At 60.4% G+C, this 12,088-nt stretch carries 11 protein-coding genes, 1 tRNA gene and 2 pseudogenes; 8 read left to right on the forward strand and 6 right to left on the reverse strand.

Annotation, left to right across the window (positions count from 1 at the left end; all coding sequences use genetic code 11):
- Positions 1-51: 51 nt before the first annotated feature.
- From WDN46_25715 to WDN46_25725, 3 genes and pseudogenes are all read right to left on the reverse strand, one after another.
- On the reverse strand, positions 52-675 hold the full coding sequence (locus WDN46_25715; GenBank protein ID MEJ0096669.1) for an IS5 family transposase: 624 nt from the start codon (positions 673-675) through the stop codon (positions 52-54).
- Positions 642-812 (reverse strand): annotated as a pseudogene (locus WDN46_25720) (transposase). The gene WDN46_25715 and the pseudogene WDN46_25720 overlap by 34 nt, the downstream one beginning before the upstream one ends.
- A gap of 129 nt (positions 813-941) precedes the next feature.
- Entirely contained in the window at positions 942-1,142 is a 201-nt protein-coding gene (locus WDN46_25725) for a hypothetical protein (GenBank protein MEJ0096670.1), read from the reverse strand.
- Positions 1,143-1,169: 27 nt separating this feature from the next.
- Here WDN46_25725 and WDN46_25730 point away from each other — a divergent pair, with 27 nt between their 5' ends.
- A complete protein-coding gene (locus WDN46_25730) occupies positions 1,170-2,468 on the forward strand; it encodes a hypothetical protein (GenBank protein MEJ0096671.1) in 1,299 nt (432 codons plus the stop codon).
- A gap of 49 nt (positions 2,469-2,517) precedes the next feature.
- On the opposite strand, the gene WDN46_25735 is transcribed toward WDN46_25730, so the two are convergent.
- Both WDN46_25735 and WDN46_25740 read right to left on the reverse strand, forming a co-directional pair.
- Positions 2,518-3,750 (reverse strand): HipA domain-containing protein, encoded by a 1,233-nt coding sequence (locus WDN46_25735; GenBank protein ID MEJ0096672.1) that lies wholly within the window; start codon positions 3,748-3,750, stop codon positions 2,518-2,520.
- A complete protein-coding gene (locus WDN46_25740; GenBank protein ID MEJ0096673.1) occupies positions 3,743-4,342 on the reverse strand; it encodes a helix-turn-helix transcriptional regulator in 600 nt (199 codons plus the stop codon). Before WDN46_25740 ends, WDN46_25735 begins: the two co-directional genes overlap by 8 nt.
- A 365-nt stretch (positions 4,343-4,707) precedes the next feature.
- On the opposite strand from WDN46_25740, the gene WDN46_25745 reads away from it, so the two are divergent.
- Positions 4,708-5,076 carry a hypothetical protein gene (locus tag WDN46_25745; protein ID MEJ0096674.1) on the forward strand — a complete coding sequence of 123 codons (369 nt, stop codon included), beginning with the start codon at positions 4,708-4,710 and terminating at the stop codon, positions 5,074-5,076.
- 1,347 nt (positions 5,077-6,423) lie between these two features.
- On the opposite strand, the gene WDN46_25750 is transcribed toward WDN46_25745, so the two are convergent.
- Positions 6,424-6,497, reverse strand: a tRNA-Arg gene (locus WDN46_25750).
- Positions 6,498-6,841: 344 nt separating this feature from the next.
- Between WDN46_25750 and WDN46_25755 the strand changes: the two genes are divergently transcribed.
- From WDN46_25755 to WDN46_25780, 6 genes and pseudogenes are all read left to right on the forward strand, one after another.
- Positions 6,842-7,573 (forward strand): hypothetical protein, encoded by a 732-nt coding sequence (locus tag WDN46_25755; protein MEJ0096675.1) that lies wholly within the window; start codon positions 6,842-6,844, stop codon positions 7,571-7,573.
- Between the two features lie 500 nt (positions 7,574-8,073).
- On the forward strand, positions 8,074-9,489 hold the full coding sequence (locus WDN46_25760; GenBank protein ID MEJ0096676.1) for a hypothetical protein: 1,416 nt from the start codon (positions 8,074-8,076) through the stop codon (positions 9,487-9,489).
- 30 nt (positions 9,490-9,519) lie between these two features.
- Positions 9,520-10,286: pseudogene (locus tag WDN46_25765) on the forward strand (IS5 family transposase).
- Entirely contained in the window at positions 10,286-10,699 is a 414-nt protein-coding gene (locus tag WDN46_25770; protein ID MEJ0096677.1) for a tyrosine-type recombinase/integrase, read from the forward strand. The pseudogene WDN46_25765 and the gene WDN46_25770 overlap by 1 nt, the downstream one beginning before the upstream one ends.
- Positions 10,696-11,751: a hypothetical protein gene (locus WDN46_25775; protein ID MEJ0096678.1), complete on the forward strand. Its 1,056-nt coding sequence runs from the start codon at positions 10,696-10,698 to the stop codon at positions 11,749-11,751. The genes WDN46_25770 and WDN46_25775 overlap by 4 nt, the downstream gene beginning before the upstream one ends.
- Before the next feature lie 167 nt (positions 11,752-11,918).
- Positions 11,919-12,088 (forward strand): recombinase family protein (locus tag WDN46_25780; protein ID MEJ0096679.1); only part of this gene is annotated, 170 nt, incomplete at its 3' end.

The raw sequence follows: 12,088 nt of genomic DNA on the forward strand, positions 1-12,088 counted from the left end.
GGCGCGCGTGGAGCCGGAGCTGCTTCACTATCTGGACACTAGGCTCAGGACTCATTGATTGAGATAGAAGAGGACGGCGGCTGCGATGCAGATGGCGGAGAAGAAGGTGTGGGCGCATCGATCATAGCGGGTTGCGATGCGCCGCCAGTCCTTGAGCTTGGCGAACATGTTCTCGATTTTGTGACGCTGGCGGTAGAGCGTCTTGTCATAGGCAATGGGAAGCTTGCGGCTTCTGGTTGGCGGGATGCAGGGCTCGACGCCCCTGGCCTTCAGCGCGGCGCGGAACCAGTTGCTGTCGTAGCCCCTGTCGGCGATCAACATTGAAGCGGGCGGTAAAGCCTTGAGCATCAGCCGCGCGCCCTTGTGGTCGCTCATCTGGCCCTCCGAGAGCAACATGACGAGGGGCTTGCCGGCGCCGTCGCAAACGACGTGGAGCTTCGAGTTCAGTCCGCCTTTCGTGCGCCCGATACGGCGGGGAAGAGCCCCTTTTTGAGCAGGCTCGCCGCTGTGCGATGCGCCTTCAGATGCGTGGCGTCGATCATGATGCGCTCGGGCTTTGGACCTTCGCCAGCGAGCGCGGCGAATATGCGGTCGAAGACGCCGAGCCGGCTCCAGCGGATGAAGCGATTGTAAAGCGTCTTGTGCGGCCCGTAATCCTTGGGCGCATCTTTCCATTGCAGGCCGTTGCGGATCACATAGACGATTCCGCTGACCACCCGACGGTCGTCAACCCGCGGAACGCCATGCGACAGAGGAAAATGCGGCGCAAGCCGCGCCATCTGCCGCTCGCCCAACAAAAACAAATCACTCATCCCAGCCTCCCCATGCGGAGACCAGGAATCACATCTCAGGCAAATTTAATAGGTCCTGAGCCTAGATGGCAATCCATTATCGCGGGCGATGTCGATGGCATTACGTCGACACCGTACAAAGTCGACCAATCAGCGCCGAACCTGAACCGGTATTCCGCGACCCGCAGGGTTGCGCGCGCTGTCTTTATGGGCACGGCCCCGACTCACGGTCAGGAAAACAAAGGTCTCGACGATAAGCAGATCAATCTGGGTGTCGTGCAGCCCGGAGAGCGCCCCGCCATTTTCGGAGACGCCCTCCGGCGCCTGACGAACCAGGCGAAGTTCATGCATAGCGACCTCGGCCGCTACTGGTACTCGATGTCGGCGAGCCTCAACCGGATTGCCGCTGATCGCGCGGGTCAGTTCGAAGAGGCGCTTGTCCTGATGGAGATCGACAAGGCGCTTGTCGGCTACATCAATGGGCTGGGCGATAGGGGCCTCTTTGACGCGGTTCAGATTACGCCAGGAAGTTCGTCGGACGTCCCCGACGAGCGAGGCGGTGTCCGCGCTGTTATCCTTGGCGTCGCTTATCCACATACAGGGCGTGATGGTTCAGAAGCGCACACGGAGGCCAGGGACATTCTGATGCAGCGCGGCAGCACGCCGCGCGTATACCGAAATATGCTCGTCTTCCTCGCGGCCGAGCAGCGCCAACTGGACAATTTGAAATCGGCTATGCGTTCGGCGCTCGCGTGGGCGGAGATCGTACGAGAGATCGACCGTCTCAACCTGACACAAAGCGACAGCGCCCTCGCCAAATCGAAACTGGCCGAGGCGAACGACACGCTGAAAACGCGCATGAAAGAGGCGTGGTGCTATCTGCTCTATCCCGTCCAGGAGAGTGCTCAAGCCGATCTTGCGTGGACCTCCGCAAAGATCCCGGCACAGGACGGGTTGCTGGCCCGCGCGAGCAAAAAGCTCGTCAGTGACGAGGGTCTACTGCCGGAACTTGGACCTGCCCGTTTGGACCGAGAACTTCGAAGATACATCTGGAATGGGAAGTCCCATCTCTCGCTGAAGGATCTATGGGAGTATCTGAATCGCTATACCTATTTGCCCCGACTGCGGAACCAGCAGGTTCTCGTGAAAGCTGTTCAGGCGGCAATTTCAGGAATGTTGCCCGGACCATTTGCTTATGCCGAGCGTTGGGAGGAAGCGGCGCAGACCTACCATGGCTTGGCCATCGAGAAGGCAGGGAACGTCCCCGTCGTCATTGACAGTGACAGCGTCATCATCAAGCCCGATGTGGCACTCAGTAAACTTGTTATTCCGAAGCCCGTCCCGACGCCGGGCCCTGACGACACGGTTGATGGACAGACGACCGAAAGCGGATCGGCTGGTTCGACTGGAGGATCTGGTAGTACCCCTGGGCCTGCGCCCGAAAAGATTCCCACCAGGTTTGTCGGTACAGTAATGATCTCGTCGGAGCGTCCGGCCAGAGAGATTCACCAGATTGTCGAGGCCATCGTGGAGCAGCTTACAACAATGCCAGGTAGCGATGTCTCGCTGAAGCTGGAAATCGATGCCGAGATTCCGGGAGGAATGGACCGCGCCAAGGTCCGCACTCTTATGGAGAATGCAACGACGCTCGGCTTCATCGACAAGGTCGTGAGCTAGCCGAAGATGATTCACGAAATCGGTAAGCCATGGTCGCAATATCAACAGGTCAGGCGCGAGCCAGCGGCAGGCTATCGATATGGCGGTCGATAGCGGCGACGGTTTCCCGGGTCAGCGGGAGATGCGTTTTCTCCGCGGACCAGAGCGCCCTGAACCCGTCCACCGTCGCTGCCGCGGTGTCGAGAACGAGCCTTTCTGGCAGCCGCGCCTTTGCGGCGAGGTAAGCGAGCTCATCTAAAGTGAATTCCGCCATGCGACGGGTCCGGACGTATTTGAGGGCAGCGTTTTCGTCGGCGATGTAGGGCACCGTCGACACGAAGTCATAGGCCGGCGCCAGCTGCGCCGTGCGGCGGTCCGGATAGAGCAAGGACCAGTTCTTCAGGTGCATGTCGGCATTGCCGATCAGCGTGTTAAAGACGAGGCGGCGAATGAATTCAGCTGCGCCGTCATCGCCGGTTTCCGCGCCCAGGACGGTCGCGATCAGGCGATAACTCGCCTTCTCGTACTTATCGTCGGGGAAAACGCCGAAGACCTGAGCAAAATCCTCCATATGCACAGGTCCCGCCTCCGTCCTGTCGAAGCGCCGGACCGCGAGTGCCGGACCGTCAAGCCGTCCGATGCCCTCGGGCAGGCCCTCGATGGCGTCGACATCCACCAGCTGCAGCTCCGGGACATCCATGCCCAGGCGCGCTGCGAGCGTCATCATCGAGAATTCGTTCTCGGGCACACGCTCAAAGCGGGCGGAAGGCAGTTTCACAATCCAGGAGCCGCCGACGCCCGTCGCCGGGATCGTCAGGCCGTTATTGCGGCGGTCGCTCTTGACCGCCGAGAACTTGAGCTGCACTCCCGCGAGCGAGAAGCGCAGGACATTGGCGCGGCGGTCGCGCTCGGCTTGGTCAGGCTCTGCGGTTCCAGCGTCTGCGGGCCAGGCTTCGCCGTCGGCAGGCCTGATTGTCAGAGCGCCGGGAAGGTCGCGGCCGAGGACCCAGAGAAGGAAGAACTCACGCTTCGCGTTGACCCCGGCCTGCTGCGCGAGATAGGCGCGCAACGGGCCTTCCGGCAGGAGGTTTGAGAAGAAAGGCGGGACGACGGTTTGCGTGGGGCGGATATCAGTGATCAGGCCGCCGAAGCGGTCCTTGAACGACAGGCTGAGCGTCGGCCTTTCGGGTGCGTCGATATACGCCTGATTGAAAGCAAACAGGGTCCGGTCGCCCTGCACCAGCGTTAATGTCCCTATGGGCGCGCCATAGAGCAGGACTTCGAGGACGGACACGTCAGGCATCGCCTTCCTCTTCTTCAAGGCCGTAGGCAGGCTGCGGCGGCGCGGGTACGGCGTGGGCGATCCGGTTGCGAAGGCTCTGAAGCGCGTTGCGGGTTTCGGCGAGCGAAACGCTGTCGTCCTTGCCGTGAGCGATGGCGGCGAGACTCTGCGCCGCCTTGTCGATGATAGCGAGGTCGCTGGAACTCAGGCGGAAATGTGCCAGTTCGCGGAGGATCTGGCGCAACCTGTCGGCCCATTCTGTCCGGGGCTGCTGCCGCGCGATTTTTCCTAGGGCTTTAGCGGCGCGTTCCAGTGCCTTGTATTCGCTGCCGGCTGATGGGTGCTGTGGCAGCGGGGCCGCACGCAGGACGCCTTCGACGGCGGGCACCAGGTGGCGCGGGACGAGCACGAGTTCTAGTTCGAGCGCACGGGCGAGTTCTATCAGGCTCGATAACCTGATGTCGGCGCCACCGCCTTCTATCTTGGAGATATGGCTTTGGGGGACGCCGGCCTTTGCGCTCAGGTCGCGCTGGCTCAGACCGCTGTTTTGGCGGGCTGACTTCAGGGCGGCAATGACGGCTTCGTTGGCGTAGTTCATGATCAGGTCTTGCATATCAGTGGGTCGGATCGATATAGTATGGCATATCAGAGAGAGCTATGCAAGGACCGATCTAGTTTTGCATATCGCAAGGTGATATAGATATATTATTATAGATCACTTCAGCCGCTGAGGCTTGGTCAAGCCGGAGCCCGGCAGAGATGGGCAATATGCGGACCATGTCAAACCGGGGAGCCGTGAAAGAAGAACTGGAGGGCGCTATGGCCGCCAAAACTTATAATCGAATCGAAGGGAATAAGCGGACCCCCGGTGACATCATCACGCGCAGCGGACCTCCGCCGCTCGATAAGGATTATGCGGTTGTCGAAGCGATCCTGGAACGCCGGAGGCCGCCCGAGTGCCTGTCGCGCTCTGAAAGCGTGAACATGCGCGAGGATCGGGATTTCAGCCTGATGGGGATCGACACTATCGAACAGGGATATGTTCACCAGCTTGAGCCGCTTGGCCCCGTCGAGGCGCGCGATGTTGAATGGATCGGCGCTCTCCAAAGACGATATCCGAAACGGACCCTGAACCTCAAAGACAAGTACCCTGGCGTGTCAGATGATGAGCTCGCTGATCGCTACTGGAGTGGCGAACTGTCGGCCAGCCCCTCGATCGAGTTCGCGGCAAAAGAGGCAATAGTCGTTTCCGTTGAAGATGAGCTCTCTCCGGTACGCCCATCCAAATGGGCAGACGCACTTAAGCAGGTCGCCATGCACGGCCGCGGAACCTCCGACACAAAATGACCTTTATCCAAAGCCGCTAGTAATCATACTGTGGCAACAATGAAATAGCAGTTCCCAGTTTCATCCTCACGGGTGCGCCAAATTTCCGCCACTCCTGAACAAAGCTGGGCACTAAGATCGATACCAAGCCCAGTTTTCGGATATGCTCTGGACACTGCGACAGGCGACGGAAAGAATTCCACTTCACTGGGGTAGCGATTGCGCCGCCACCGCGCATATGATCGACGGAGAGTCTGCAATGCTGGCCTTGGCCCGACTTTGGACGTGGATCGGCCATCTTTTCATCCCTGTTGGAGCACCGTCATCGCCTTCGCTTTAGCGGTCGTATTGGCGCTAATAGTGTTTGGGGTTCGATATTCAGAAAGTCGAGTTCATCGATGGGATGATCAGAAGGCAGTTGCAAGCGGCTTCTGGACGAGTCGCATAAGGGCTCATGAGCTGGGCTGCGCGAGTCAGCCGTGCTTCGCTGTAGGAAAACGCATAGATGCGACGAACAGCACCATCTTCGGGGTGAACGAGTACATACTATATATCACCGATGGCGCGCTTTTTACCGCAATGCTTGTCCTCCTCGCGGGGGGAGGCTTCCTAATAAATACTGTTCTGCGCTATCAGACACAGCCGTTTGAACTATAGTTTTCTCCTCTCATCTCAGGCTTGGAGAAATACAGGGCTCTTGCGGCACTAAGGTCGGCGCTCCCTTCCCACAAAAGGCAAGAATGCTCCTGTCTCCGCATCTTTCACCCGCATAGGTTCTAGGCTATCGTCGTCAAAAATTAAAAGCTGCGCGCCTGATCGTGGAGGTAGGCCTATGCCGAAGATCGCAGTGAATGCCTTTGTAGCGACAGTGCTTTTGATCGGACTTTATGGTGTTCGAGCTTTTGCACAGGACTTGAGTGGTCCTCACGCTTTTTTCAACGATGACCGAAATCAGTTTGTCGATTTATGGTACAATTCCAACGGTCATGTGACAATGAAAGTCAGTAATGGAAGGCCATGGAGACCGATGTGGGTAGTCGCTCACGCTGTATTCAAGTCCGGCGTGACAGTGACGGCGCGGAAGGATTATCATGTGTACTGCAAGTCGCCAAATCCCGGAGGGCCTGGCCAAGAAAATTGGTTTGTTTATCCTGGTCCGGGAGTTTCCGCTGATAGCGTGTCTGTGACTACCAACAAAGAGGCCCCATGGGGACATCCAAGGGGCGGTTGGGAAATTTCGATATCGGTGTCTGGGCCAGCCCCATAAATCATAATTTTGAGGCGCGGCTCGACGGAAGCCTTTCAATGTGCTTACCAATTATATATCGGAAACAATGACATAGCAGTTCCCAGTTTCATCCTGTCCGGCGCACCCGGCACGATTCGAACGTGCGGCCTCCATCTTCGGAGGGTAGCGCTCTATCCAGCTGAGCTACGGGTGCCTGAAACGCGGAACTACTCTCCGCTGATCACTCCGGTCAACGATGCTCTGACGCGGCTGAAGCCGGTCCGAGTCGCCGACCACCTGATGGCATTTACCTGCCGGCTCCTACGCCGGAGTTTCCGCCGAGGTGGTTGCAGCGCTTCCTGTCAACGTCGATCCAAAAACCTCTCCGCCTCTAACCTCTTCAATTCACTACCAAAATCGACCCACGAAACGCAGTGCCGCCTTAACACTCTGCCTTCGGAGGGCAAAGCGGCCTTTTCTCTTCGGCAAACGTTTGTGCGTTCTGCTCGAATAGGGGTGCGGGTAGAAAAAGGTGTTTGATGAGACCGGAGGTGGTGCATGAGGCGGCAAGTCGATTTAGCTCCAAAACCCCGTGTGCTGGCGGCCGCATATGGGCAAGTCAATTTCGAGCAGATCGCCGCCGCCGTCGGCGTGCAGGTCGAGGAGATCAATAAGCATGCGACGCTGTTCGAAGCGGCGGCCCGTTGGTATCGGCTCGACAGCGCCCGGCTAGCCCGCACCCCTCCATCCAGCTTGCGCCGGAAGCTCGATCAAATTGCGAAGAGCGGCCGCCGGCTCTTGAAGAGCCTCGGCGTCGTCGATCTCGATGAGGCAGTCGACGGTCCTGGCGATCCTGAGATTTTCGACGCCCTGATTTTGCTGGGCGAGCGCGATACGACGCCGGTCATGCAAGCGACAGGGCGAGTCGCCCGTTTGGTGGAGATCGTGGAAGCCGCCGCAGCCGCAGCCGAATTGAGCCGGCGCGCTGAACAGGCGGCTACCGAGGCCGCAGAAGTCGGAAAGATGATGGTGGAGGAAGGCAATTCCGGCGATGTTGCGATCAACGACTGGGTGGCTGCGATGATGAGCGTCCATCGCATTATCACCGGGAAGGAGCCCGCAACCTCCGTCGGGGGACCCGACCGACCTGACGAGGGGATATCCGGAGGCCCCTTTATTCGCTTCCTCGCCGCAGCGAGCGAGCCCTTGCAACTGGAACTGGAACTTTTCGAGGACGCCTGGCGCAGCCGGACGCGCACCGTGCTGAGGGGCGCGTCTCCGCAAGATTGACAACGATTTGGCCATGCGAGCGTCGCCCGACCGCCCCAGTAGCGTGTCGAGATGCAGACCCGTGGCGCAACAACATCCCTAACGAATCAGACGTCGGCGACGGATGCGCTGATCGCCCTCGTGCGCCTGCTGGCGCGGCAGACGGCGCGCGAATGTCTGGGCCAGACGCCCTCGCCCCCTGAAACCACGAACGGCGTCGACCGCATGGCCGCAAGCGACGCCAGCCCGCGAACATTTGCATGCCAGCGAGAGCGCTCGCCTGCCCGCAGTCTTGGTGAGGACGGCGTGGCGTCGGAGCGCCGCCCGGTCGCTCGCGCCAACCCTAACGCAGCAAAATGAGCTCAACGTTGAAATCAAAAGAAAAAATAGAAGTCTAAGGTAGTATCGGGAAACCGTCATCCAAGTAATCGTTCCATCTACGCTATGATACGTTTCCCGAATGGACCAGTTTCAACGGGGTCTTTTCGCCGCTTCGTCAATTATGAGACTTGGACGTAAAAATGACTACCCTGAATACCAAGACGAATACATTGGCGGACGTGCTCGCAATTGTGGCTTCGGCCGACCTCGATCCGGCTCGACGTCGTGACATGATCTCGGCGATCAATCGCCTCTGCGAAATGGCCGGCCGCTCGCCGTCGGGCATCCCGGCCGACGCTTGCGCATTGCGGGCGGAATTGCGCAAGATCCGACCGGCGAAGTTTGGAGTCAGCGCCAAGACGTTCTCAAACCAGAGAAGCCTCGTTGCGGCCGCCCTGCAGCAAGTCGGTGCGCTCGACGACATGGGGCGGGGATTGGTGGCGCGGCGTCACCCGGACTGGGCGCCGCTGCTGCAAGGCATAGGCGCGAACAGGCGGCTCGCCGAGGGCCTCGCCACATTCATGAACTGGTGCGCCATGAACGAAATCCCGCCCAATGCCGTGACCGACGATTCCGTGCAGCGGTTCTCGATCTGGTTGGAGACGCGCACACATTGCCCCAAGCCCCGCGATATCGTGCGCAGAGCGCCACTTCTTTGGAACGAGGCCGCCGCGACGGTCGAAGGCTGGCCGAAGACCAAGCTGTCGCGGATCTCCTTCCGAGCGCCGCGCAAACGGCTCGGCTGGGACGATCTCAGCGAGAGCTTCCGAGCCGACGCCGAGGCCTATCTCGCCAGCCGCGCCGATGTGGATCTGTTTGACGAGGCCGCCGCGGCCCCGCGGCGGCCTCTAGCGCCGAGCACGCTGCGACAGCAACGCGAGCATCTGCGCCTGGCGGCGTCGGTGCTCGTCGAATCGGGGATCGATGCAGCGGACATCGCTTCACTCGCGGATCTTGTCGAGCGAGAGCGCTTCAAAACCATTCTGCGCCACTATCATGGGGCGCGGGACGGAAAACCGAGCGCCTTTGCCGTCGGCATCGCCAAAACGCTCATCCAGGCCGCCAAGCATCACGCGGGCGCGTCCGTGGAGCGGGTGGCCGAACTCAAGGCTCTCGCCGCCAAGTTGCCCGCTATCCCGTTCGATCTGACGGCGAAGAACAAGGCGCTCTTGCGCCAGCTCGAGTCGGAAGGGCTCCGCGCCAAGCTTCTGTTCCTCCCCGAAACAGTGCTCGCCAAAGCCGCTTCAGAAAAGGGAGCGCCTGGCCTGCCGTTCGTCGAGGCGCAAATCGCGATTGCGATCGACATCCAATTAGCCTGCGCTCTCCGACCCCAGAATCTGTACGCCTTGCATTGGCGCCGCCATTTCGTGGAGCCGGATGGGTCCAGGGGCCCATTGCTATTGCACATTCCCGCCGAGGAAACCAAGGCCAGGCGCCAGGATCTGACGGTCGAGATACCGGCGGATGTCGCACGGCGACTCCGGTGGTATCGCCGCTGCCTAGGCCGTGGTGACGAATTCGGCGTTTGGGGGATTCTCGCGAGGATCTTTCCATGATTCAAGGCTGATTTTTGGAGATCAGCCTTGATGATTCGGGATGTCGATGCGCTGCGAGACGATCAATGGGAGCGGCTTTGTGATCTTGTGCCAGGTGGAAGAGCCGGCCAGCGCGGGCCGCGCCGCGACAATCGACGCTTCGTCGACGCGCTGTTATGGATGGCCCGCTCGGGCGGCCGCTGGCGCGATCTGCCCGAACGCTTCGGCGACCATCAGGCGGTGAAACGCCGCTACTATCGCTGGATCGAGCGCGGCGCCTTGGACGGATTTCTTGAGGCATTCACCGCCGAGGCCGATCTCGAATGGCTGATGATCGACTCAACAATCGTGCGCGCCCATCAGCACGCGGCCGGCGCAAGGATCGCCAAAGGGGGGCGGATGCCCAAGGCCTGGGCCGCTCTCGCGGTGGTTTGAGCACCAAAATCCACGCCGCGACAGACGCGCTCGGCAACCCCGTTCGGCTCCTTCTCGGACCTGGGCAGCGCAACGACATCACAAAAGCGCACGCCCTGATCGAAGGCTTTGCGGCCGATGCGATCATCGCCGATAAAGGTTATGACGCCAATCACTTGCGCAAGGCTGTTCTTATGCGTGAGGCTGAGCCGGTGATCCCATCAAAATCCAATCGCCGCGCGCCGCTCCCCTACGACAAGGCGCTCTACAAGGAGCGCAATCTCGTCGAGCGTTTCTTCAATAAACTGAAGCAGTTCCGGCGCGTCGCAACCCGATACGACAAGCTCCTCGCAAACTACCGAGGCTTCGTATTGCTCGCCGCTATTGCTATCATGCTCAGGTAATTCGTCACTACTGCCTAGTGCCGCGCGTCGGCGCCGATCCAAACGGATTTCTGTTCGTCACGGAAAAGGGCGCCCCCAAGCGCCAAGGCACGCTCTCTCTCCAGATCACCGAAATGATCGAGAAGCACGTCGGAGTCCATATGACTGCGCACCAGTTCCGCCACTTCGCCGCGAGCGTCTATCTCGAGGCGAACCCCGAGGACCATCAAACGGCGCAGGCGATTCTTCACCATTCATCGGCCAAAACCACGCTGATCTATGCCGGTTCCGGCAGCCGCCGCGCCAGCCGGGCCTACGCGAAACATCTCTTCGGACAGCGCGAGAAGCTCCAGCTGGCGCGCCCCGGCAAGAAAGCCGGAGCGAAACAGGCGATCAAGCGGGTCGGGCGTCGCGAGGTGGGGGGCGCGTCATGAAACATCTCCCCGAATTGCAGTGGCCGGCCGCGGATCGTCAGGCGTTCGAGGCGGCCTTCAAGGGCGGTGATCTGTTCGACGAAACAAGCGGGGGTGGGGATCACCTCGCGGAGGGCACCCGAACCAGCATCCGCATGGGATACAGTCGCTGGCTGGGATTCCTGCACGCCGCTCACCCGGGCGACCTTCTAAGGCTGCCGGCCGATCGCATTTCCCTCGAACGCGTACGCGACTATGTCGCCCGCCTCAGCCTGGACATGGTTCCTTCCTCGGTCGCGCAGATGATCCATAGCCTTTGCTATTCGGCCCGCCTGATCGCCGGCGAACGCGACTGGGGATGGCTCGCCGCGATCAAAGGCCGCCTCCTCACCCGCGCGCGGCCGGCCGACCGCTTTGACCGGCTGGCGCCGCCCTGTCAGACGCTCGACTTCGGCATCGAACTGATGGACAAGGCTCTCACCATGGCGGCGACCAGCCGCAGAACGCGCGAACTGCAATACCGGGATGGGCTGATCCTCCCCCTGCTCAGCCTCTGGCCGATCCGGCGACGAAGTCTCGCGGCCCTGACGGTCGATCGGCACATCGAGATCGACGGCGGCGACATCAACCTGCTTCTGCATCCCGCTGACACGAAGTCCGGGCGCTCTGAGAGCTTTCCCGTACCAGCGGCGCTTGCCCCTTATATGAAACGCTATCTTAAAGAGATACGGCCGCGTCTCCTCGGGTCTCGCCCGAATGACGGATTGTGGGTCTCGCACAGGCGTGGCGCTTTGTCGGCCGGCCGCCTTTATGACATCGCCCGGGCGCATCTCATGAAGCGGTTCGGCAGGGACATGTGTCTGCACGATTTCCGCCGATCGGCCGCCACCTATCTGGCGATGGACGCTCCCGAGCGGATCGGCCTCATCCCCGGCCTACTGCAGCACGCTTCGCCCGAGGTCGGCGAGCGACATTACAATCTGGCGAATGGAATCAAAGCGAGCCAGCGGCTTGCCCAGAATCGGGCCTTGATGAAAAACAGGCTGCGGTCCCTGGCGGCGAACGCAGTTTAGCTTGGCAGTTTAGTTTGAATGACGCGTCGGCCAGTTAACAGCGCCGCAATTTCGGAGAGCCAGAATGCGCGTGAGCATATACGCCGGCTATTCGTGCGATCTGCAGAGCGCAGCATCGATCGAGGATCAGATCCGCGTGCACGGAGCGCGCCGTCCGCGAAAAGTGGTTGCTGACCGCGACCTACATGGATCGCGGCCAGTCCGGCGCAAGCAATCTCCGCCCTGGTTATCAGAAGATCCTCGATGATGCGCGGAAGGGCGAATTCGACATCGTGCTGGTTGAGGCGCTCGATCGCATCAGTCGCGGCAGTAGCACATCGCCTCCTTTTTCAAGCTC

It is taken from the genome of Methylocella sp. (assembly GCA_037200525.1).
Lineage (GTDB): Bacteria > Pseudomonadota > Alphaproteobacteria > Rhizobiales > Beijerinckiaceae > Methylocapsa.